Origin of the sequence: Nonomuraea sp. NPDC049480 (assembly GCF_044465905.1) — a bacterium.
Lineage (GTDB): Bacteria > Actinomycetota > Actinomycetes > Streptosporangiales > Streptosporangiaceae > Nonomuraea.
The window spans coordinates 51,823-72,759 of sequence record NZ_JBITMD010000035.1 but is presented as its reverse complement, the minus strand read 5'-3'; the positions used below and the strand labels follow the sequence as shown (position 1 = coordinate 72,759).

The 20,937-nt window shown below is 69.8% G+C and carries 19 protein-coding genes; 13 read left to right on the top strand and 6 right to left on the bottom strand.

All coding sequences use genetic code 11. The annotated features are described in order from the left end of the window. Nucleotides 1-29: 29 nt before the first annotated feature. A complete protein-coding gene (locus ACIBX3_RS53830) occupies nucleotides 30-995 on the top strand; it encodes an aldo/keto reductase (RefSeq protein WP_397128566.1) in 966 nt (321 codons plus the stop codon). An 81-nt stretch (nucleotides 996-1,076) separates the two neighbouring features. Here the strand turns inward: ACIBX3_RS53830 and ACIBX3_RS53825 are convergent, their stop codons facing one another. Then, nucleotides 1,077-1,952, bottom strand: coding sequence for a UbiA family prenyltransferase (locus ACIBX3_RS53825; RefSeq protein ID WP_397128565.1), 876 nt, complete (start codon nucleotides 1,950-1,952; stop codon nucleotides 1,077-1,079). Between the two features lie 206 nt (nucleotides 1,953-2,158). Between ACIBX3_RS53825 and ACIBX3_RS53820 the strand changes: the two genes are divergently transcribed. Next, complete coding sequence (locus ACIBX3_RS53820) at nucleotides 2,159-3,832, top strand: 2-isopropylmalate synthase (protein ID WP_397128564.1); 1,674 nt, start codon at nucleotides 2,159-2,161, stop codon at nucleotides 3,830-3,832. 264 nt (nucleotides 3,833-4,096) lie between these two features. Here the strand turns inward: ACIBX3_RS53820 and ACIBX3_RS53815 are convergent, their stop codons facing one another. The 3 genes from ACIBX3_RS53815 to ACIBX3_RS53805 are packed head-to-tail and all read right to left on the bottom strand — an operon-like array spanning nucleotide 4,097 to nucleotide 6,555. Continuing rightward, nucleotides 4,097-4,918, bottom strand: a complete 822-nt coding sequence (locus ACIBX3_RS53815) for a metallophosphoesterase family protein (protein ID WP_397128563.1) — start codon at nucleotides 4,916-4,918, stop codon at nucleotides 4,097-4,099. Nucleotides 4,919-4,920: 2 nt separating this feature from the next. Then, nucleotides 4,921-5,130: a DUF5988 family protein gene (locus ACIBX3_RS53810; RefSeq protein ID WP_397128562.1), complete on the bottom strand. Its 210-nt coding sequence runs from the start codon at nucleotides 5,128-5,130 to the stop codon at nucleotides 4,921-4,923. Nucleotides 5,131-5,142: 12 nt separating this feature from the next. Then, nucleotides 5,143-6,555, bottom strand: a complete 1,413-nt coding sequence (locus tag ACIBX3_RS53805; RefSeq protein ID WP_397128561.1) for an acyl-CoA carboxylase subunit beta — start codon at nucleotides 6,553-6,555, stop codon at nucleotides 5,143-5,145. Nucleotides 6,556-6,919: 364 nt separating this feature from the next. Between ACIBX3_RS53805 and ACIBX3_RS53800 the strand changes: the two genes are divergently transcribed. The 5 genes from ACIBX3_RS53800 to ACIBX3_RS53780 all read left to right on the top strand — a co-directional run bounded on the left by ACIBX3_RS53800 (nucleotide 6,920) and on the right by ACIBX3_RS53780 (nucleotide 12,115). Beyond that, a complete protein-coding gene (locus tag ACIBX3_RS53800; protein ID WP_397128560.1) occupies nucleotides 6,920-8,128 on the top strand; it encodes an NADP-dependent malic enzyme in 1,209 nt (402 codons plus the stop codon). Between the two features lie 85 nt (nucleotides 8,129-8,213). Beyond that, a complete protein-coding gene (locus ACIBX3_RS53795) occupies nucleotides 8,214-9,293 on the top strand; it encodes a hypothetical protein (protein ID WP_397128559.1) in 1,080 nt (359 codons plus the stop codon). Nucleotides 9,294-9,394: 101 nt separating this feature from the next. After that, a complete protein-coding gene (locus ACIBX3_RS53790) occupies nucleotides 9,395-10,162 on the top strand; it encodes an IclR family transcriptional regulator (protein WP_397128558.1) in 768 nt (255 codons plus the stop codon). Beyond that, nucleotides 10,159-11,103: a sugar kinase gene (locus ACIBX3_RS53785; protein ID WP_397128557.1), complete on the top strand. Its 945-nt coding sequence runs from the start codon at nucleotides 10,159-10,161 to the stop codon at nucleotides 11,101-11,103. Before ACIBX3_RS53790 ends, ACIBX3_RS53785 begins: the two co-directional genes overlap by 4 nt. Nucleotides 11,104-11,476: 373 nt before the next feature. Further along, nucleotides 11,477-12,115 (top strand): hypothetical protein, encoded by a 639-nt coding sequence (locus ACIBX3_RS53780; RefSeq protein ID WP_397128556.1) that lies wholly within the window; start codon nucleotides 11,477-11,479, stop codon nucleotides 12,113-12,115. A 65-nt stretch (nucleotides 12,116-12,180) separates the two neighbouring features. Here the strand turns inward: ACIBX3_RS53780 and ACIBX3_RS53775 are convergent, their stop codons facing one another. Further along, entirely contained in the window at nucleotides 12,181-13,038 is an 858-nt protein-coding gene (locus ACIBX3_RS53775; RefSeq protein WP_397128555.1) for a DUF4429 domain-containing protein, read from the bottom strand. Between the two features lie 35 nt (nucleotides 13,039-13,073). Between ACIBX3_RS53775 and ACIBX3_RS53770 the strand changes: the two genes are divergently transcribed. Then, complete coding sequence (locus tag ACIBX3_RS53770; protein ID WP_397128554.1) at nucleotides 13,074-13,655, top strand: HD domain-containing protein; 582 nt, start codon at nucleotides 13,074-13,076, stop codon at nucleotides 13,653-13,655. On the opposite strand, the gene ACIBX3_RS53765 is transcribed toward ACIBX3_RS53770, so the two are convergent. Beyond that, a complete protein-coding gene (locus ACIBX3_RS53765) occupies nucleotides 13,652-14,371 on the bottom strand; it encodes a FadR/GntR family transcriptional regulator (RefSeq protein WP_397128553.1) in 720 nt (239 codons plus the stop codon). The genes ACIBX3_RS53770 and ACIBX3_RS53765 overlap by 4 nt on opposite strands. A gap of 141 nt (nucleotides 14,372-14,512) precedes the next feature. Here ACIBX3_RS53765 and ACIBX3_RS53760 point away from each other — a divergent pair, with 141 nt between their 5' ends. From ACIBX3_RS53760 to ACIBX3_RS53740, 5 genes are read left to right on the top strand one after another with little or no spacing between them, the layout of a single operon-like run. Next, entirely contained in the window at nucleotides 14,513-16,120 is a 1,608-nt protein-coding gene (locus ACIBX3_RS53760) for an ABC transporter substrate-binding protein (protein WP_397128552.1), read from the top strand. Further along, the gene (locus ACIBX3_RS53755; protein ID WP_397128551.1) at nucleotides 16,117-17,076 is read left to right on the top strand and encodes an ABC transporter permease; all 960 of its coding nucleotides are present in this window, start codon (nucleotides 16,117-16,119) and stop codon (nucleotides 17,074-17,076) included. The genes ACIBX3_RS53760 and ACIBX3_RS53755 overlap by 4 nt, the downstream gene beginning before the upstream one ends. Beyond that, nucleotides 17,073-19,007, top strand: a complete 1,935-nt coding sequence (locus tag ACIBX3_RS53750) for a dipeptide/oligopeptide/nickel ABC transporter permease/ATP-binding protein (RefSeq protein WP_397128550.1) — start codon at nucleotides 17,073-17,075, stop codon at nucleotides 19,005-19,007. The genes ACIBX3_RS53755 and ACIBX3_RS53750 overlap by 4 nt, the downstream gene beginning before the upstream one ends. Then, a complete protein-coding gene (locus ACIBX3_RS53745) occupies nucleotides 19,000-19,992 on the top strand; it encodes an ABC transporter ATP-binding protein (protein ID WP_397128548.1) in 993 nt (330 codons plus the stop codon). The genes ACIBX3_RS53750 and ACIBX3_RS53745 overlap by 8 nt, the downstream gene beginning before the upstream one ends. After that, nucleotides 19,989-20,921 carry a dihydrodipicolinate synthase family protein gene (locus tag ACIBX3_RS53740; protein WP_397128547.1) on the top strand — a complete coding sequence of 311 codons (933 nt, stop codon included), beginning with the start codon at nucleotides 19,989-19,991 and terminating at the stop codon, nucleotides 20,919-20,921. The genes ACIBX3_RS53745 and ACIBX3_RS53740 overlap by 4 nt, the downstream gene beginning before the upstream one ends. Nucleotides 20,922-20,937: the final 16 nt, after the last annotated feature.

Here is a 20,937-nt window from a genome sequence, read left to right as displayed (position 1 = left end):
TTGTGACGCAATCCTGAAGCCCAGATCGTATGGTAATACCCATGACGTCGAGTGGAGGGAGTGTCGTGGACAACAGGAAGCTAGGCGATACGGGGCCGGTGACCTCGTGTCTTGGCTTCGGCTGTCTGGCTCTCTCAGGCGTATACGGCGAAGTGGACCGAGAGGAATCGATTTCACTGATCCATGGTCTCCCCGACACCGGGGTGACATTAATAGCAATGTCCGATGATCACGCCGGCGGTGAAGTCGAACGACTCGTCGGCGAGGCCATCAGGCCATGGCGTGACGAACTCCTCCTGTCGACGGGGACCTCCCAGCGCGACGCCGACTCCGGACGGCTGGCGCAGTCGTGCGAGGCCTCGCTGAAGCGGCTGGGCGTCGACTTCGTCGACCTTTACATCGTCGGCTGCGAGGCGCGGTCCGTGCCCATCGAGGAGACGGCCGGTCAGCTGGCCGAGTTGGTGGAGGCGGGGAAGGTCCGCCACGTGGGCCTGTCCGGGGTGACGGGGGAGGAGCTGCGCCGGGCGCACGAGGTCCACCCGATCGCCGCCCTGGCCATGGAATATTCGCTGATGTGCCGTGACGTCGAGCTCGACCAGCTGCCGGTGGCGCGCGAGCTCGGGATCGGCATGATGGCCTGCCGGCCGCTGGGCCGTGGCTTCCTGGCCGGGCGCGGCATCTCGAGCCGGGCACTCGCCCCCGGAGACGTCCGCCGCACCGATCCCCGTTTCAAGACGCCCGAGCTGGAGCGGAACCTCGCCATGCTCAGGCAGGTGGAGGCCGAGGCGGCGAGTATGGACGTCAGCACGGGCCGCCTGGCCCTGGCCTGGCTGCTGTCGAGGGGGCCCCACGTGGTGCCGGTCCCCAGCACGCGCGATCCGGTCCACCTGGAGATGAACGCGGTCTCCAGCAGGGTGGTGCTGAGCGAGGCGACGTGCCGGCGGCTGGAGGACGTCTTCCTGCACGGCGGGGCCGGAGCCTTCGCTGAGGATTGAGCCCCGCCGATCGGTGGCCGGAGGAACCGCCGGCGCTGAGCCCTGCCCGGAAGATCCGCCCAGGCAGGGCCTTGCCGGTCGTCAGGCGAGCGGCAGGATCGTCAGGCCGTGCAGGGCGTACTGGGTCGCCATGAAAGCGCCGTACGGTTCGCGTCGGAAGCCCTTCGCGCACAGGACCGCGATGACCGCGGCCCCGGCGAGCATGGCCAGCGCGCCGGACCACAGCGGCAGATCCAGGACCAGGATCACCACCGTGAAAGCGACCGCGAGCCCGAGCGCGACGAGGGTGATCGCCCGGCGCAGCACGCGCTCACCGTGCACGACCGCGAAGGTCGCCCGGCCCGCCTGCGCGTCGCCCTCGATGTCCGGCAGGTCCTTGGCCGTCGAGCCCACCAGGGCCGTCCACAGCGAGGCGGCGACCACGAAGACGATCAGCATCGTCGAGCTCGTGAGCTGGCCCGCATGGGCGAAGACGCCCCCGAAGTACGTGAGCAGGGTCGCGGCGAACCCGGTGAAGACCGTGCCGGCGGAGCTGCGCTTGAGCGGGAACGGCGGGCCCGAGTAGAGGTAGCCGAGCACCAGCATGGCCACGAGCATGCCGCCCATCACCGGGCTGAGCGCGAAGCCGGCCACGAGGGACAGCAGCGCCGTGCACACCGCGACCGAACTGGCCAGGCCGGGCTCCAGGTCGCCGCGGGCGATGGGCCTGCCCGAGCCGTTGAGCCGGTCCTCCTCCAGGTCCGTGACGCCGTTGAAGAGGTAGATCGCGAACAGCATCGTCATCCAGGCGACGGCGCCCCACGCCGTCCTGCCCAAGTGGCCGTTGTCGCCGGCGACCTCGGCGCACAGCGCCGCACCGGTGAGGAAACGCAGCAGATACATCAGCTGGACTGAAGGACGGGATTCCGCCAGGCACATCCCGCCGCGCTGGAGCAACGCCGATTCGATAGCCGCCATGACCGGATTGTGATCGGCGCGCAGGGGTGCGAAAAGGGGGGTGCGTCGAAAGATACCGGGACCCGCACTCTCGATACTCCGCCCGATCCTATGGCTAAGGACGGGCATTCTCGTGATCCCCCACCTGTTCCGCGCGCCCCGCCGATTGTACGTTGTGACCGGAGATCTCCTAGAGGCACACCATGAACCAGCGAAGGGGATTCACTATGTCACCCACCCGCTCCGTGGAACGTTATGCCAACTTCACTCCGCTGGCGCTGGCCGATCGCACCTGGCCGGACAAGAGGATCCTGGCCGCGCCGCGTTGGCTGTCCACGGACCTGCGTGACGGAAACCAGTCGCTGGCCAACCCGATGTCGCCGGCACGGAAGCTGCAGATGTTCGAGCTGCTCGTCGGCATGGGCTACAAGGAGATCGAGGTCGGGTTCCCGGTCGCCAGCCAGGACGACTACGACTTCGTCCGCATGCTGGTCGAGGAAGACAGGATTCCCGACGACGTGTGGATCTCGGTGCTCGTACCGGCCAGAGACGAGTTGATCGAGCGCTCGGTATGCGCGCTCGCCGGCGCCCCCCGCGCGACCTTCCACCTCTACAACGCGACCGCGCCGCTCTTCCGGCGCGTGGTGTTCGACATGGACCGCGCGCAGTGCAAGGACCTGGCCGTGCACGGCACCCGGCTGATGATGAAGTACGCCGAGCGGGACCTGGCGGACTGCGACCTGCGTTACCAGTACTCGCCGGAGCTCTTCAACGAGACGGAGGCGGACTTCGCCCTGGAGGTCTGCGAGGCCGTCATGGACGTGTGGGAGCCCGGGGCGAGCCGCCCGATCGTTCTGAACTTCCCCACCACCGTGGAGCGCTCGCTGCCGTCGGTGTTCGCCGACCAGATCGAGTGGCTGGACCGCAACCTGTCCCGCCGGGAGCACGTCTGCCTGTCCATTCACCCTCACAACGACCGGGGCACGGGGGTGGCCGCGGCCGAGATGGCGCTGCTGGCCGGGGCCCAGCGGATCGAGGGCTGCCTGTTCGGCAACGGGGAGCGCGCGGGGAACGTGTGCCTGGTGACGCTGGGCATGAACATGTTCACCCACGGGGTGGACCCGCGGATCGACTTCTCCGACATCGACCACATTCGCGACACGGTCGAGCACTGCAACGAGATCCCCGTGCACCCCAGGCATCCCTATGGCGGCGAGCTGGTGTACACCGCCTTCTCCGGCTCGCACCAGGACGCGATCAAGAAGGGCTTCGACCGGCTCGAGCTCGAGGCCGCCGAGTCCGGCGTCAGCGTCGACGAGATGCCGTGGACCATGCCGTACCTGCCCGTGGACCCCAAGGACGTCGGGCGCACGTACGAGGCGATCGTGCGGATCAACAGTCAGTCCGGCAAGGGCGGCATCGCCTACATCATGAGCGCGTGGCACGGCATGGAGCTGCCGCGCGAGCTGCAGAGGGACTTCGCCCGCGTCGTCCAGTCGGACACCGACCTGCGGGGCAGCGAGTTGTCGCCGGACGAGATCCGCGCGCTGTTCGAGCGCGAGTACGTCGCCCGCGGGGACGCGGCCGGCCTGCCGGGGGCCGGCGGCGAGCGGATCAGCGCCACGCTGCACGTGCACGGCCAGCGCGAGCAGGCCGTGCGATCCATCGGCGCCGCGCTGGCGCCCTGGGGGATCGATGTGCGAGCGGTCCACCGCACCGGGAGCACCGGCCGCATCACCAGCATGGAGACGATGGTCTACGCCGAGTGCAAGGTGGGCGGCACGACGGTCTGGGGCGTCGGCGTCCGCACCGACGTGGTCGACGCTGCCCTCGCCGCGGTCGGCGCGGCCGCCGGGCGCTGCGGCAGGATCGAGGAGGTCAAGCTGGCGACGGCCAGCTGACGAACGTCGCCGGCCCGCCGGCGGCCGCCGAAAGGCGGCCGCCGCGGCGTTTCCGGGAAATTCCGGCAATTCGGGAAATTTTGCACACAGAGAGAGCCATCGCCCGTCTTGTCATGGGCGATGGCTCTTCTTTTTGTGGCTGCTTCGCAAAAGGAGTACGACGTCTAGTCCAATGCCTCACCTCGCCGGCCGGATAAACATCCGTCAAACCTGTTGCTCATATTGAATCGCCGGGCAGCGCGATTTCCCACCCCTAGCACACCCTTAAGCGCTTCGCCGGCCGATCGGCCGTAAAAGGCCCGCCGCGCCGCGCCGCCGCCGCCATTCGCGGGGGTAGCCGAGCGACACCTCCTCGAAGCGGACGCCGTTGTGCCACGTGGTCCGGGGAATGTGCAGATGCCCGTAGACGACCGTGTGCACATTGAACCGCACGTGCCAGTCGCCGGTGCGCTCGGTGCCGCACCACAGGGCGAAGTCCGGGTACCGCAGGATGTCGGTGGGCCCGCGGACCAGCGGCCAGTGGTTGACCAGCACGGCCGGGAGGCCGGCGGGCAGGTCGTTCAGCCGCCGCTCGGTCTCTTCCACCCTGGCCGCGCACCATGCCTGCCGCGAGGGGTACGGGTCCGGGTGGAGCAGCATCTCGTCCGTGCAGATCACGCCGCGTTCGTAGGCCTGGGACAGGGCCTCGGCCCGCGAGCGCGCGCCGGGGACGCGGAAGGTGTAGTCGTACAGCGAGAACAGCGGCGCCACGATGAGCGACTCCTCCCACACCGGGTAAGGGTCCTCCGGCGTGACGACGCCGAGCTCGCGGCAGAACCGCACCAGATGGTCGTACCGCTCGGCGCCGCGCAGGCGGAACGGGTCGCTCGGGTGGGTCCACAGCTCGTGGTTGCCAGGAGTCCACACGACCTTGGCGAAGCGCCTGCTGAGCAGGCGCAACGCCCATTCGACATCGGCCATGAGCTCGGCGACGTCGCCCGCGATCAGCAGCCAGTCAGCGGCGGACCCGGGCTTGAGCGCTTCCACGATCTCCCGGTTCTCCGCGTGGCCGATGTGGAGGTCGCTGATGGCGAGCAACGCCGACATGTCTACTCCGCGATGGCCGTTCGCATGATCCACTGGTAGACGGGCAATTCCCGCCCGTCGATCTTCTTCTGCTCGCCGCGGTGCAGGAAGTGCTCATAACCGCTGCCGAACGGCAGCTTGATCTTCTCGCACCCCCTCGCGACGGTCATGATGCGCCGCTCCTGCGGCAGGTGATTCGGGCCCCCCAGGAGCATGACGGTGATGGTTGACATGGTCTCCTCGATTCAGAGTGGGATATTGGTGTGGCAGCCGCGGGACTGCGGTGCCTGTGCCAGTGCCTCTGCCAGCCGGCGACGGGTCTCCGAAGGCGATATGACCTCGTCGACCACGCCGAGCGCCATGGCACGCTCGACCCCGCCGGCAGTGCGCTGATGTTCTTGCAGCAGCCGCGCGTGCAGGTCCGCCCGCTCGGACTCGTGCACCGCGGCCAGCCGCTTGCGGTGCAGGATGCCCACGGCCGCCTCGGCCCCCATCACCGCCACCTCCGCGTCGGGCCACGCGTACACCGCGGTGGCGCCCAGCGAGCGGGAGTTCATGGCGATGTAGGCGCCGCCGTACGACTTGCGAGTGATGAGCGTCACCCGGGGGACGACCGACTCGGCGAAGGCGTGCAGCAGCTTGGCGCCCCGCCTGACCACGCCGCCCCATTCCTGCTGGACGCCCGGCAGGTAGCCGGGGACGTCGACCACGACCACGAGCGGAACGCCGAGCGAGTCGCACATCCGCACGAAACGCGAGGCCTTCTCGGCCGAGAGCGAGTCGAGGCAGCCGCCCTTGCGCAGCGGGTTGTTGGCCAGCAGGCCCACGGCCCGCCCGCCGAGCCGGCCGAGCCCGACCACCATGTTGGGGGCCCAGCGCGGCTGCAGCTCCAGGAAGTCCTCGTCCAGGAGGTTGCGTACGACCGGCCGGACGTCGTAGGCGCGGCGCGGCTGGTCCGGCAGCAGCGCGCGCAGGTCGCGCGGCTCGCACAGCGCGGCGAAGTCGAAGCGGCCGGGGTGGGTGAAGAACCCCGCCAGCAGGCGCGCCCGGTCGTACGCCGCCTCCTCGGAGTCGACCGTGATGTGCGCGACCCCGGACTTGGGGCCATGCGCCTCCGGACCGCCCAGACCCGCCATGTCGATGTCCTCACCGGTGACGGTGCGGACGACGTCGGGCCCGGTGATGAAGACGCGGGCCGAGTCCGACATGATGATCACATCGGTCAGCGCGGGCCCGTAGGCCGCGGCGCCTGCGGCCGGTCCGAGCACGACCGAGATCTGCGGGATGAGGCCGGAGGCCGCCGTCATGGCGGCGAACATGCGCCCGACTCCGTCCATCGACTCCACGCCGTCGGCCAGCCGCGCGCCGCCGGAGTGCCACAGGCCGATCACCGGGCAGCGCCGGCGGACGGCCAGCTGGATGGCCTCCACGATGCGGTTCGCGCCGACCCAGCCCAGCGCGCCGCCCATGCGGGTCGCGTCGGTGCAGAAGGCCACGACCGGCGAGCCGTCGATCAGCCCGTGCACGGCGTGCACGCCGCTCTCGTCGTCGCCGGACATCGGCACGATCGAGCCGTGGTCCAGCAGTCGCGAGAGGCGTACCGATGGCGACCTGGGATCGAGTATTGCTTCGGTGGAAATAGCGGTCAGGACCGTCATCGTTGTCCTTTCACCGGGATCTGTGATTCGAATGTCGCGGCCCACCCCTATAGCGGACAACCCCTACTGCCTCGTACCTCCACCTGGGCCTCGCTCCGGCATAGGGGGATCGTGGGGTGACCGAGAATTCCGCGCCGTGTGACACTCGAGCCTGTGTTCTTCCTCACATCCGTGGGGCCGGCCAGCAGCACGGCGGGCCGAGGACTCTCACGGAATCCGCAGTTCACCCATCCCGGAAAGGTGCGGAATCATGAAAGTCACGCAACTCAAAAAGACGGCGCGCCCGTCGCGGGTCCGGACCGGAAATGAGGTGCTCGACATGCGCACCCCCTCCGGCCGGCTGCTGCGGTTCTAGGAGCGCCGGATGACGACCGAAATCACCACACCGCCCATCAGCCTCGCCGCGCTGCTCGCCCAGGACCCGGCTTTCCGCCTGCACGAGGGCGGCAAACTCACCACACGCCCGTCCGTACAGGTACGCGACGTCCACGACCTGTCGCTCGCGTACACGCCGGGGGTGGCCCGCGTGTGCACGGCCATCGCCGAGCGGCCGGAGCTGGCCGACGACTACACCTGGCGGTCCAACGTCGTCGCCGTCGTCACCGACGGCACCGCCGTGCTCGGCCTCGGCAACATCGGGCCGACCGCGGCCATGCCGGTCATGGAGGGCAAGTCGCTGCTGTTCAAGCAGTTCGCCGGCGTGGACTCGGTGCCTCTCTGCCTCGACTGCACGGACGTGGACGAGCTCGTGGAGACGATCGCCAGGATGGCGCCGTCCTTCGGCGGCATCAACCTCGAGGACATCAGCGCGCCGCGCTGCTTCGAGGTCGAGCGCCGGCTCAAGGAACTGCTGGACATCCCCGTCTTCCACGACGACCAGCACGGCACGGCGATCGTGGTGCTGGCCGCGCTGCGCAACGCGGCGAAACTGACCGGGCGACGACTGTGGGACCTGCGCGCCGTCGTGGCGGGCGCCGGCGCCTCGGGCCTCGCGGTCACCAGCATGCTGATGAACGCCGGCATCGGCGAGGTCGTCGTGTCCGACAGCAAAGGCGTGCTCCACCAGGGCCGTAAGGACCTCAACCCGTACAAGGCGCTGATCGCCGCCACGACCAACCAGTCGGGCTACAACGGCACCACCGAGGACGCGCTGATCGGCGCGGACGTCTTCATCGGCCTGTCGGGATCGACGATCAGCGAGGACGCCATCGCGTCGATGGCGTCGAACTCCATTGTGTTCGCCTTGTCCAACCCCGAGCCGGAGATCCATCCGGAGATCGCCAGGGAGCACGCCGCCATCGTGGCCACCGGGCGCAGTGATTTCCCGAACCAGATCAACAATGTGCTGGCTTTCCCGGGTGTGTTCAGGGGCGCATTGTCGGCACGCGCCTCGGCCGTGACCGAGAACATGAAGGTCGCCGCGGCCCTTGCCCTGTCCGCCGTGGTGGAGGAGGAGCTGTCGGCCGACCGGATCATACCCGAGCCGTTCGACCCCAGGGTCGTGCCCGCGGTCGCGGCCGCGGTGGCCGACCAGGCCCGACGTGACGGTGTGACCCGCCTGCCCGGCATCTGATGCCGCCCCGAGCCGAAACCGCCTGGTGCGCTGCCAGGCGGTTTCGTCACGTCGGCGGCCTGTCCCTTCGGTAGGTTCGGGTGTCATGGATCTGATGGAGCGGGCCGGGCAGCTCAAAGCCGAGTTGATGGACTACGTGTTGTCGCCGCGGTTCGGCCGGGTCGTCTCCGACGCGATGCACGAGGCGTTCCCCGGCGGCGTGGGCGACGACGACGAGGCTCTGCTCACGGCCAGGCTGGAGGCATTGGTCTACAGTCGGCGGCTGGAATCCGGGCAGACCATCCTGGAGATGTTCGCGGAGACGTTCTCCGGCGCCGACCGTGATCTGCTGCTGTCCTGGGCGGATCACGTACAGGGGATCTTCGAGACCAAGCAGCCGCACGGCGACGACGGGATAGTCGCACTCAACCACATCGACGAGCTCACCTACCGGATCCGCTCCAACATGGGCCCCGTGGGGATCAAGGACGTCGTGGCCACCGGCACGGTCATGATCGGTGGCATCGTGCCGGTCGGTGACGAGTGGATGATCAGCGGGAAGCCCATGGCGTATTCCGCGGACGACGCGGACGCCGTGCTGGCCGGGGTGCGCGACCTGCAGCTGAAGAGCCCTGACCTGGTCTTTCGCAATCCCGACAAACTCGCCCAGGGCCGGAGGCTGCAGGCGGAGCAGCGCGCGTCTTTCATCGATCTCTTCGGGAGCGATCTGATCGTCGTGCCCGGCGACGAGGTGAAGGAGAGGATGCTCGCCTTCTACCGGCATTCCTATGAGCGGGCGGGCAGCAAGGGCGGGCCGTGGACCCGGCCCGACCTGCCCGATTTCCCCTTCACCGGCGACGAGAAGGTCGCCATCATCTTCGACGAGGAAGACGGTCTCGGCTTCTACCGTGACTTCGACCTGGCGCAGGAGGTCTTCGCCGAGCCGGCGCTGGTCATCCGCCAGCGGTATCGGGAGGTCGTGACCGCGTACCTGCGAGACGAGGACGTCACCCCCGTGCCGCTGCGCCGGCTGGCCGCGCAGGACGCCGGCAAGGCCGGCGAGGTCTTCCGCCGGCTGCTCAAGAAGAAGGACTTCTCCTGGGAGCGGGACGGGGAAGCGCTGCTGCGCAAGCACAAGCCCGACTGGTTCGCCTCCCCACGCCTGCCCCGCGTCATTCCGATCTGAGCACGGGCAGTGCCCGGTCAGTGCCCGCCATGATCCTGCCCCAGTCGTAGCTGGTTGTTCTGCATTGCAAAACGCTGTGTTGCAGATGTGCTTTCAGAGGTATGTTGGCCCTCGTGTCCGAACGCAACCAGTCCGCCTCGCTCAGACGGGCGCTGGCCGTGGTCGACCACGTACGCGAGTGCCCCGGGTTGTCGCTCACCCAGCTGGCCGAGGCGGCCGGGCTGCCCAAGAGCACGGTGCTGCGGCTGACGGTGCCGCTCATCGAGGCCAGGCTGCTCGAACGCGACCGCAGGACCGGGGCGTACCGGCTGGGCCACGGCACGCTGCGGCTCGGCCAGGCCTACCTCGCCACCCTGGACCTGCGCGCGGTCGCGGCCGAGGAGTCGCACCGGCTGATGAGCGAGGTACGCGAGACCGTCCACCTGGTCGTGTACGACCCGCCGCACGTCGTCTACATCGACAAGGTGGAGAACGACGCCAACGTCCGCATGGGCTCGCGCATCGGCAGCCGCGGCCCGGTCCACGCCACCGCGGTCGGCAAGGCCATCCTGGCCTGGCAGCCGGAGGACGCCGTGGATGAGCTGACGCTGGAGCCCAGGACCAAGCACACGATCATCGACCACGACCGGCTGCGCGCCGAGCTGGCGCACATCAGGCGCCGAGGCTACGCCGTGGACGACCGCGAGAACGAACCCGAGGTGCGCTGCGTGGCCGCGCCGATCTTCAACCACAACGACGCCGTCGGCGCCGCCATCTCGGTCTCCGGGCTCACCTCGCGGATCACCGCCGCGCGGGTACGCGAGCTCGGGCCGCTGGTGGCCGGGGCGGCGGCGCGGATCTCGAGAAAGCTGGGTAGCCCCGAGCGATGACCGATCTCGTCACTTTCGGAGAAACCATGGCGCTGTTCGCCGCCCGCCGCACCGGGCCGCTGCGCTTCGCCCGCGACTTCGACCTCGGCCTCGGCGGCGCCGAGTCCAACGTCGCCATCGGCGTGGCCAGGCTCGGGCACAGCGTGACATGGGTCGGCAGGGTGGGGGCCGACGAGTTCGGCGACCTGATCCGGTCGACCCTCGCCGGCGAGGGAGTGGACGCGCGCGCCATCCCCGACCCCGGCGCGCCCACCGGGCTGATGATCAAGGGCAGGCGCACGGCCGACCTCATCGACGTGCGCTACTACCGCAAGGACAGCGCCGGCTCCCGGCTGTCGGCCGCCGACCTCGACCCGGAGCTCATCAGGTCCGCCCGCGTGCTGCACGTCTCCGCGATCACGCCCGCGCTGTCCGCCTCCGCACGCGAGGCCGTGGGTCACGCGATCGCCGAGGCGCGGACCGCGGGCGTGGTGGTCTCGCTCGACGTCAACTACCGCAAGGCGCTGTGGACGCCCGAGGAGGCGGGCGCGTGGCTGCGGGAGACGGTCGGCCAGGTGGACGTGCTGTTCGCGACCGAGGCGGAGGGCCGGTTGATCGCCGACGCCCAGGAGCCGGTCGAGCTGGCCAAGGCGCTGGCGGCCCATGGGCCACGGCACGTGCTCGTCAAGTTCGGCGCGAAGGGCGCCATGGAGTTGTCCGACGGCGTCGTCCACCGGGCTGAGCCGTACGAGGTGACCGAGGTCGACCCGGTGGGAGCCGGGGACGCGTTCGCGGCCGGGTGGCTGGCGGACTGGCTGGCCGGTGCCGGGCCGGAGCGGCGGCTCAGCACGGCGTGCGCGGCGGGGGCGTTCGCGGTGACCTCCCAGGGCGACTGGGAGAGCCTGCCCCGGCGGGCCGACCTGAGCCTTCTGCAGCGACCCGCGGACGGCGTGAGCCGCTGATCACGTCCGGAAACGCACTCCATCGGTTACCTCCGCTACCTTGGGCCGGGACCGAAGCGACGGTAAGGGTGTCATGGATCTGATGGAGCGGGCCGGGGACCTCAAGGGCGAGTTGATGGAGTACGCCTTGTCGCCGCGGTTCGGCCGCGTCGTCCTCCGGCGCCGACCGTGATCTGCTGCTGTCCTGGTCGGACCACGTACAGGGGCTTTTCGAGAGCAGGCAGCCGTACGGGGACGACGGGATCGTCGCCTTCAACCACGTCGACGAGCTCACCTATCGGATCCGCTCGAACATGGGCCCCGAGGGCATCCAGGCTCTCACGGCCCCGGGCACGATCATGGTGGGCAGCGTCGTGCCTGTCGCGACGACTGGATGATCAGTGGGACGCCCACGGCGTTCCCCGCGGCGGATGCGGATGCGGTGCTGGCCGGGCTGCGCAACCTGCAGATGAAGAGCCCCCACCTGGTCTTCCGCAACTCCGACAAGCTCACCCAGGGCTGGAAACTGCAGGCCGAGCAGCGCGCGTCGTTCATCGACCTCTTCGGGAGCGATCTGATCGTCGTGCCCGGCGACGAGGTGAAGGAGAAGATGCTCGCCTTCTACCGGCATTCCTATGAGCGGGCGGGCAGCAAGGGCGGGCCGTGGACCCGGCCCGACCTGCCCGATTTCCCCTTCACCGGCGACGAGCAGGTCGCCGTCATCTTCGACGAAGAAGACGGCCTCGGCTTCTACCGTGATTTCGACCTGGCGCAGGAGGTCTTCGCCGATCCCGCGTTGATCATTCGCCGGCGGTATCGCGACGTCGTGACCGCGTACCTGCGAGACGAGGACGTCACCCCCGTGCCGCTGCGCCGGCTGGCCGCGCAGGACGCCGGCAAGGCCGGCGAGGTCTTCCGCCGGCTGCTCAAGAAGAAGGACTTCTCCTGGGAGCGGGACGGGGAGACGCTGCTGCGCAAGCACAAGCCCGACTGGTTCGCCTCCCCGCGCCTGCCCCGGGTCATTCCCATCTGACGGCGGCCCCGCTCAGCGGTGGTAACCCTCGGCGGAGGGGGCGTGCGGTTCGCCCGGCAGACGTCTCACGATCCCAGGCGGCGGATCACGGCCTGCTTGGCCTGCGAGAACTCCTCGTCCGTCAGCACGCCGGAGCGGTGCAGCTCGCCCAGTTCGGCCAATCGGCGCAGGACGGCGTCGTGCACATCGTCGGAGACCGGGGGAGGAGGCGGCGGGAGCTCGGGCACGTTACGCGGCAGGTGGGCCAGCACGGCCGCGGCGACCAGGGCGGTCGCGCCGCCGTAGCGCTGGACGCCCCACGCCACGCAGCGCTTGTCCTTCTGCGGCGGCTTGGCCGGGCCCTCGCCCTTGAGCCGGAAGCGCAGCGTGCCGTAGCCCATGCCGGCCTGCGGCTTCCACTCCACGCCGGAGATGTCTGACAACGGGAATTCCTGCGGCCCGGCCTTCTCCTTCTTCTCGTCGGCGAATCCGGTCCACTCCAGGCGCACGCTCTCGCCGTCGAAGAACACCGTGCCGTCGCCGGCCGTGGCGGTGATGGGCACGTCGGGGCCGGGTAACAAGTAGTCCTCGCAGGGACCGGCCGGCGTCTGGTAGATCGTCAGCGTGTCGCGGACCTCGTCGGCGAAGTATTCGGCGGCACCCACGCGGGTCTTCGGGACCGACAGACGGTACGGGTCCGCGGGCGCTCCCAGCGCGCCCGCCACCACGTCGGACAGCGGATCGGCCCCCTTGCGCAGCCGCAGCCGCAGATGCCCGCCCCTGCGGGCCGGTTCGAACGCCGCCCCCGCGATCGCGTCGCGCGGCACCACCACCTCGCCCATCGTCTTGCGCAGCTCGTGCACGTCCTTGCCGCTGCCGGGCACGATGCGCAGGATTTCGCCGTTGAACGTCCACGAGCCGTCAGGGACGGCGAGCTCGGCCATATCCTCAGCCTAGGACACGCCCCGAAGGGAGTGGGATGGAGATCTTCACGAGCTGGACGTCCTGGAAGCACGCGGAAGGCCCGCTGTCCGCGGCGCTCCCGGCGCCCACCGTGGACGCGCTGCGCGAGGCGGTCGCGTTCGCCCGCCGGTGGCACGGGGCGCAGCAGCGGCCGACCGGGCGGCCGTACCTGGAGCATCTGCTGGAGGCGCTGGAGGTGGCGGTGGCCGGTGCCGGGGTGAGCGACAAGGACGTGCTGGTGGCGATCGTGCTGCACGACGTGCTGGAGGACACGGCGTGCACCGAGCGGGAGATCGCGCGGTGCTTCGGCGGCCGCGTGGCGGAGCTCGTGCGGTGGGTGACCAAGCCGCGCGGCGTGGCCAAGGCCGACTACCTGAGCTCCCTCGTCAAGGCGCCGCCGGAGGCCGTGCTCGTGAAGCTGGCAGACCGGGCGAGCAACGTGCAGGAGCTGCAGCGGATGCCGTGGCGGTTCCAGCGGCGCTACTACCTGCAGACCGTGGCGTACATCATGCCGCTGGCCGGGGCCCACCCGTGGTTCGCGCAGTGGTACGGGGAGTGGCGGCGGCTCTGGCGCCGGGTCGAACGCCGGCCCGCCTAATACGTCCGGTCCCCGAGCCGGGCCAGGCGGTTGCGTACGCCGTCGAAGTGGGCGGTCACGGCGGCCGCCGCGGCCGGGCCGTCGCCGGCCAGGACGGCCGTGTAGATGTCGCGATGCCGCTTGGCCACGTCGCCGGGCGGCTCGTCCGGCGTGCCCAGATGGTCGCGTAGCTGGTAGTAAACGTCCCAGAACGCCCCCAGGAGCTGGCTCACGAGCGGGTTGCCGAGCGGCCGGTAGAGCAGGTCGTGGAAGAGGCGGTCGGTCTCCGGGGAGACCAGGCCGGTCTCCGCCTCGGCGTCCATCCGGGCCATCACGTCGGCGACCGGCGCCAGGTCGGTCTCCGACCCGAGGTCGATGAGGCGCTGGACGAGGCCGCGCTCCAGGATCTCGCGGATCTCGACGAGGTGGGCGAGGTGGTTCTTGCCGTTCTGCATGGTGATGCGGCTGTGGAAGGCCAGCTCGTCCACCAGCCCGGCCAGCGACATGCGGCCCACGAACATGCCGAAGCCGTGGCGGATGTCGACGATCCCGACCGCCTGCAGAGCCTTGAGCGCCTCCCTGATCGAGTTGCGGCTGACCTGGAGCTCTTCCATGAGCTCGGACTCGGTCGGCAGTGGATCACCGGCCACCAGCCCGCGCCGGACGATCAGGTCCTTGACGCCCTCCTGGGCCTCGAAGGCACGGCTGGGCCGCGCCGGACGCGGGACAGCGGGCATGAAGGATCCTTTCGTCGTAGGTAACAATCCTGAAATCTTCTGTTGACCTCAAGCCGTGGTGGCATTTAGCGTCCACTTTACGCACAAGGTAGGACATGGGATGTCCCACGTTCCATGTCCTAGGCAATCCAGGAGGCATCCGTGAGCTCTGAGTTCAGCCGCCGTGACTTCCTGCGTTACAGCGGAGCGACGGGTGCGGCGGCGTTCGTCGCGGCGACCGTCTCCGCCTGTTCCGGAGGACCGGCCTCGACCGGTTCGGTCGGCGCGGGATCCAACAAGGACTTGATCACCGCGGTCATCGGCTACGGCAACGACCAGAGCTGGGACCCGACGCAGACGGCGTCGGCGTTCGCGATGGCCGGGATCAGCCACATCTACGAGGGACTGCTCGACACCGACCCGATCACCCGGGAGCCGTACCCGGCGCTGGCGACCGCGCTGCCGTCCGACCTGAACGCGACCTCGTGGAGGTTCACGTTGCGCGAGGGCGCCAAGTGGCACGACGGGCAACCGGTCACCGCCGACGACGTGGTCTTCACCTTCGAACGCGTCCTCGACACCGAGGCGAACGTGCTGGTCGGCAACTTCTTCAAGTCCTGGCTGCAGGAGGTGAAGAAGATCGACGACAAGAACGTCGAGCTGGTCTTCAAGTTCCCGTTCCCGGACGCGGCGCCCCGGCTGACGATCGCGAAGATCATGCCGAAGCACGTGTTCAGTCAGCCGGGAGCCTGGGACCAGGCCAAGAGCGGCAAGACGGTGGGCTCGGGGCCGTACAAGATGGTCCAGCACAACCCGAAGTCCAACACCTCCTTCGAGGCGTTCGACGGCTACAACGGCCCGCGCCCGGCCACCGTCAAGAAGATGAACTGGCTGACGATCGTGGACGCCTCCGCGCGCGTGGCCAAGATCTCCGGCGGCTCGGCCGAGGCGCAGATCGCCGACAACATCCCGTACGCCAACGTCGAGCAGCTCAAGCAGCAGGGCCTGACGGTCGAGGGCGGCAAGGGCATGAACCACATGTTCCTGATGTTCAACACGGCCGCGAAGCCCTTCGGCGACGTACGGGTGCGCCAGGCGCTGCACTACGCGATCGACAAGCAGAAGATGATCGATGTGGCGCTCAAGGGCCACGGCACGGCTTCCAGTTCCTTCCTCAACGAGGGCCACCCCGACCACAAGCGGGCCTCGGTCGTCTACGACTACGACCCGGAGAAGGCCAAGGCGCTGCTGAAGGAGGCGGGCGTCAGCAACCTGACGATCAACCTCATGGCCGTCAACGTGAGCTGGATCGCCGACTGCCTGCCGACCATCGCCGCCTCCTGGGAGGCCATCGGGATCAAGACCACGCTGGAGCCGCAGGACACGGCCGCGCTGTTCACCAAGATGGACCAGTTCCAGGACTACCAGGTGGTCGCGGCGGCCTCGAACCCCAACCAGTTCGGCATGGACGCCGACCTGATCCTGCACTACAACTACGTGCCGGGCGGCCTGTGGATGAAGTACAGCCACATCGACGGCGGCGACGACGCCAAGAAGCTGTTCACGATGATGGACGAGGCCAGCAAGGAAACGGACAAGGCCAAGAGGGCCGAGCTGATCCATAAATATCTGGATCTGGTGGCGGAGCTGGCCGTGCTCTACCCGGTCGTCCACAACGAGCTGATGACCGCCTGGGACCCGAAGAAGTTGTCCGGCATCCGCGCCCAGCCGTACCCGGGCATCAACCTGCTGCAGGCGAAGAGGACATGACGCTCGTCGCCCGGATGCTGCTGCGGCGGCTCCTCGTCCTGGTCCCCATCCTGCTCGGGGTGGTCGCGTTCGTCTTCATCGTGATGCGTTTCTCCAACAGCAAGCCGGAGTACGCCTACTTCCAGGGCGCGAACCCGACCCCCGAGCAGATCCGCCAGTTCCAGCTGGAGAACGGCCTGCTCGACCCGCTGCCGATCCGCTACGTCCGCTTCGTGGCCGACCTCGCGCAGGGCGACATGGGCACCAGCGTGCTCACCAAGAAGCCGGTGCTGGAGTCCGTGACGACCGCGCTGCCGCTGACGCTGCAGCTGACGTTCCTCGGCCTGGCCGTGGCGGTCGTGCTGGCGCTGGTGTTCGGCGTGACCGCGGCGCTGTTCCGCGACCGCTGGCCGGACCAGGTGATCCGGGTGGTGTCGCTGGTCGGGGTGGCGGCGCCGCCGTTCTGGCTGGCGCTGCTGATGATCCAGTACCTGGCCGTCGGCGAGGGCCTGTTCCCGACCGGTGGCTACATCAACCCGGCCGACTCGACCACGGGCTGGCTGCAGTCGATGACGCTGCCCGCCCTGTCGTTGTCGCTGCCGATCGCCGCCCAGCTCACCCGCATCATCCGGACGTCGATGGTGGAGGAGCTGGACCGCGACTACGTGCGCACCGCGATCGGCAGCGGCCTGCCGCCGATCGTGGTGATCGGCAGGAACGTGCTGCGCAACGCGCTGATCACCCCGCTGACCGTGCTGGGCCTGCGCATCGGTTACCTGATCGGCGGCACCGTGGTCATCGAGACCATCTACGGCCTGCCCGGCATGGGTCAGCTCATGATCAACGCGGTGCGCGACGGCGACCCGGCCGTCGTCCAGGGCGTCGTGCTCACCATCGCGGTCGGGTTCATGGTCGTCAACCTGGTCGTCGACGTCCTCTACCTGCTGGTCAACCCCCGGCTCAGGAGTGCCGCATGAGACGTGGACTGACGGAGCGCCTGGCCCGGCCTGGAATGCGTTTCCGCAGGCTCAAGCCGCTGTCGTGGGTCGCGGTCGGCATCGTCGCCGTCGTCGTGCTGGCCGCGCTGCTCGCGCCGTGGATCGCACCGTACTCGCCGTACGAGCAGGCGGCCGCCGGTGGCGGTCCCTCCGCCGCGCACTGGATGGGTCTCGACAGCGCCAACCGCGACATTCTGTCCAGGCTCCTGCACGGCGCCCGCTGGTCGCTGATCATCGGCCTCGGCGCGACCGGCCTCGCCCTGGTCGCCGGGGCGATCGTGGGCGCGGTCGCGGCCACCTCGCGCCGCGCCCTGGACGAGACGATCATGCGGTTGCTCGACGTCATCATGGCCTTCCCGGGCATCGCGCTGGCCGCGGTGCTGGTGGCGGTGTTCGGCGGCAGCATCCCGGTGCTGGTCATGGCCATGGCCTTCCTCTTTATGCCGTCCGTGGCACGGGTCGTGCGGGCCAACGTCCTCGCCCAGTACGGCGAGGACTACGTGGCGGCGGAGCGCATCATCGGCGCCCGCACCCCGCACATCGTCGTCCGGCACGTGGCGATCAACTGCGCCGCCCCGGTGCTGGTGTTCTGCACGGTGATGGTGGCCGACGCGATCGTGTTCGAGGCGTCGCTGTCGTTCATCGGCGCCGGCGTACGCCCGCCGAACCCGTCCTGGGGCAGCGTCATCGCCGACGGCAAGAACATGGTCCTGCTCGGCGGCTGGTGGGCCACGGTCTTCCCTGGCCTGCTGATCCTCATCACCGTGCTGGCCCTGAACATCCTGTCGGAAGGCATCTCCGACGCCTGGGCCGCCCCCGCCGCGCGCAAGGCCGTCCCCAAGAAGGACGACGCGTTCGAGCAGGCCCAGCCCGGCTCCGGCGAGATCGTCCAGCTGCCCGGCCTGGCCGAGGCCGCGCGCAGGCTGGCCGAACGCGCCCGCCCGCTCCCGCAGGGCCCGCCGATCCTGTCCGTGGAACGCCTGCGCATCGGGTTCCCCAGAGGTGTGGACATCGTCGACGGCATCGGCTTCGAGGTACGCCCCGGCGAGGTGCTGGGCCTGGTCGGCGAGTCCGGCTGCGGCAAGTCGCTGACCGCGCTCACCATCATGGGCCTGCAGCCCCGCGACGCCCGCGTCAGCGGCCACATCCGCTTCGACCAGCGGGAACTGCTGGCGGAGTCGCGTCGCGCCCGCCGCCGCCTGCTCGGCCACGAGATGGCGATGATCTACCAGGACGCGCTGTCCTCGCTCAACCCGGCCATGACCATCAAGGCCCAGCTCAAGCAGCTCACCCGGCGCGGAGGCCGGCGCACCCCCGCAGAACTGCTGGAACTGGTCGGCCTCGACGCTCGCCGCACCCTGTCGGCCTACCCGCACGAGCTCTCGGGCGGGCAGCGGCAGCGGGTGCTGATCGCCATGGCGCTGTCGCGTGAGCCGAAGCTGATCGTCGCCGACGAGCCGACCACCGCGCTCGACGTGACCGTCCAGGCGCAGGTCATCGAGCTGCTGCTGCGGCTGCGCGAGGAGCTCGGGTTCGCGCTGATCCTGGTCTCGCACGACCTCGCGCTGGTGGCCGACGTCACCGACCGCGTGGTCGTCATGTACGGCGGCCAGATCGTCGAGACCGGCGCCACCGCGACCCTGGTCGGCGCGCCCGCCCACCACTACGCCCGCGGCCTGCTCGGCTCGGTGCTGTCGCTGGAGTCGGGGGCCGAACGGCTGACGCAGATCCCCGGCGTGGTGCCGTCCCCGGCCGACTTCCCGGCCGGCTGCCGCTTCGCCGACCGGTGCCCGATGGCCACGGACGTGTGCCGTACCAGCGCCCCGGTGCTGGAGGGCGACACCGACCGGCACGCGGTGGCCTGCCACCACCCGGCCGTGAACCTCGCGAGGAGCGAGCAGCATGCTTGAGCTCAAGGACGTGCACGTCGTGCACAAGGCCCGCTCGGGCGGGGTGTTCTCACGCGACCGCGTCTTCGCGCTGACCGCCGCGAACCTCACCGTCGGCCCCGGCGAGACCGTCGGCGTCGTCGGCGAGTCGGGCTGCGGCAAGTCCACGCTGGCCAAGGTCCTCGTCGGCCTGCAACGGCCGACCGCCGGCACCGTGACCTTCCGCGACCGGGACCTGTGGGCGCTCAAGGAGACCGAGCGGCGGGCGCTGATCGGGTCGAGCGTCGGGATGGTCTTCCAGGACCCCTCCACGGCGCTCAACAGGCGCCTGCCCGTCCGGCAGGTGCTGCGCGACCCGCTCAACGTGCACCGGCGCGGCACCCCGGCCGAGCGCGACGCCCGCGTACGCGAGCTGCTCGACCTGGTCGGCCTGCCCGCGAGCGCCGGGGACGCGCTGCCGGGCCAGCTGTCCGGCGGGCAGCGCCAGCGGGTGGCCGTGGCCAGGGCGCTCGCGCTGGAGCCCGACCTGCTCATCGCCGACGAGCCGACCAGTGCGCTCGACGTGTCCGTCCGCGCCCAGATCCTCAACCTGCTGCTCGATCTGAAGGAACGGCTCGGGCTCGCGCTGGTGTTCGTCTCGCACGACATCCAGACCGTACGCAGGATGAGCGACCGCGTGGTCACCATGTACCTCGGGAGGATCGTCGAGCAGACGCCCGCCCAGGCCGTGCCGATGCGGGCACGGCACCCGTACACGAGGGCGCTGTTCTCGGCCACGCCCGGGCTGATCTCACCCATCAACCCGATCCCGCTCGTCGGCGTCGTACCCTCGGCCACCAGGCCGCCCAGCGGCTGCCCGTTCCGCACCCGGTGCTGGCGGGCAGATGACGTCTGTGCCGCGGAGATGCCCGCCGCGCGGACCGACGACGACCACCACCTCTTCCACTGCCACCACCCGGTGGCGGCGGGAGCGACAGATGTAGAGCTGATCCAGGAGCGCGCATGACGATGTCTGATCTCGCCGAGTCCGCGAGGGTGACCGGTGTCATCCCTCCGGTGTGCACCCCCATGACCCCCGACTGCCAGGTGGACGCCGCCTCGCTCGTCCGGCTGGTCGACCACCTGGTGGCGGGCGGGGTGGACGCGCTGTTCGTGCTCGGCTCGTCGTCGGAGGTGGCGTACCTGACGGACGCGCAGCGCCGGACGGTGCTGGACACCGTGGTCGGGCACGTCGGCGGGCAGGTGCCGGTGCTGGCCGGGGTGATCGACATGACCACGCCCCGCGTGCTCGAACACGCCAGGGCCGCGATCGAGGCCGGGGCGTCCGGGCTGGTGGCGACCGCGCCGTTCTACACGCGCACCCACCCGGAGGAGATCCGCACACACTTCCGCACGATCGCCGCCCGCGGCGGGCTGCCGGTCTACGCCTACGACCTGCCGGTGTCCGTGCACACCAAGCTGAGCGTGGAGCTGCTGCTGGAGCTGGCCGCCGAGGGGGTGCTGGCCGGGGTCAAGGACTCCAGCGGCGACGACGGCGCCATGCGGCAGGTCATCATGGGGCGCGAGGCTCCGTTCAGCGTGCTCACCGGGTCCGAGGTGACCGTCGACTCCGCGCTGTGGATGGGCGCCGACGGCGTCGTGCCCGGGCTGGGGAACGTGGACCCGCACGGCTACGCCGAGCTGTACCGCTGCGCCTCCCGCGGTGACTGGGAGGCGGCCAGGGCGGAGCAGGAACGCCTGGTCAGGCTGTTCGAGATCGTCCGGGTCGGCGGCACGCGCATGGGCGGCAGCTCGTCGGGCCTCGGGGCGTTCAAGGCCGCACTCCACCTGCGCGGTGTCATCGACTGCCCGATCACCGCGCTTCCCCAGATCCCGCTGAACGACGACGAGATCGGCCGGATCGGCAAACTCCTGGCCACCGCCGGCCTGCTCTAGGCCGGCCGGCGGCCGC

Excerpts from the sequence above, each read along its gene's own strand:
- ACIBX3_RS53815 (WP_397128563.1), bottom strand. The coding sequence starts at position 4,918 with ATGTCGGCGTTGCTCGCCATCAGCGACCTCCACATCGGCCACGCGGAG.
- ACIBX3_RS53830 (WP_397128566.1), top strand. The coding sequence starts at position 30 with ATGGTAATACCCATGACGTCGAGTGGAGGGAGTGTCGTGGACAACAGG.
- ACIBX3_RS53755 (WP_397128551.1), top strand. The coding sequence starts at position 16,117 with ATGACGCTCGTCGCCCGGATGCTGCTGCGGCGGCTCCTCGTCCTGGTC.
- ACIBX3_RS53780 (WP_397128556.1), top strand. The coding sequence starts at position 11,477 with ATGATCAGTGGGACGCCCACGGCGTTCCCCGCGGCGGATGCGGATGCG.
- ACIBX3_RS53805 (WP_397128561.1), bottom strand. The coding sequence starts at position 6,555 with ATGACGGTCCTGACCGCTATTTCCACCGAAGCAATACTCGATCCCAGG.
- ACIBX3_RS53765 (WP_397128553.1), bottom strand. The coding sequence starts at position 14,371 with ATGCCCGCTGTCCCGCGTCCGGCGCGGCCCAGCCGTGCCTTCGAGGCC.
- ACIBX3_RS53740 (WP_397128547.1), top strand. The coding sequence starts at position 19,989 with ATGACGATGTCTGATCTCGCCGAGTCCGCGAGGGTGACCGGTGTCATC.
- ACIBX3_RS53770 (WP_397128554.1), top strand. The coding sequence starts at position 13,074 with ATGGAGATCTTCACGAGCTGGACGTCCTGGAAGCACGCGGAAGGCCCG.
- ACIBX3_RS53790 (WP_397128558.1), top strand. The coding sequence starts at position 9,395 with ATGTTGGCCCTCGTGTCCGAACGCAACCAGTCCGCCTCGCTCAGACGG.
- ACIBX3_RS53800 (WP_397128560.1), top strand. The coding sequence starts at position 6,920 with ATGACGACCGAAATCACCACACCGCCCATCAGCCTCGCCGCGCTGCTC.
- ACIBX3_RS53775 (WP_397128555.1), bottom strand. The coding sequence starts at position 13,038 with ATGGCCGAGCTCGCCGTCCCTGACGGCTCGTGGACGTTCAACGGCGAA.
- ACIBX3_RS53785 (WP_397128557.1), top strand. The coding sequence starts at position 10,159 with ATGACCGATCTCGTCACTTTCGGAGAAACCATGGCGCTGTTCGCCGCC.
- ACIBX3_RS53820 (WP_397128564.1), top strand. The coding sequence starts at position 2,159 with ATGTCACCCACCCGCTCCGTGGAACGTTATGCCAACTTCACTCCGCTG.
- ACIBX3_RS53825 (WP_397128565.1), bottom strand. The coding sequence starts at position 1,952 with ATGGCGGCTATCGAATCGGCGTTGCTCCAGCGCGGCGGGATGTGCCTG.
- ACIBX3_RS53795 (WP_397128559.1), top strand. The coding sequence starts at position 8,214 with ATGGATCTGATGGAGCGGGCCGGGCAGCTCAAAGCCGAGTTGATGGAC.
- ACIBX3_RS53750 (WP_397128550.1), top strand. The coding sequence starts at position 17,073 with ATGAGACGTGGACTGACGGAGCGCCTGGCCCGGCCTGGAATGCGTTTC.
- ACIBX3_RS53745 (WP_397128548.1), top strand. The coding sequence starts at position 19,000 with ATGCTTGAGCTCAAGGACGTGCACGTCGTGCACAAGGCCCGCTCGGGC.
- ACIBX3_RS53810 (WP_397128562.1), bottom strand. The coding sequence starts at position 5,130 with ATGTCAACCATCACCGTCATGCTCCTGGGGGGCCCGAATCACCTGCCG.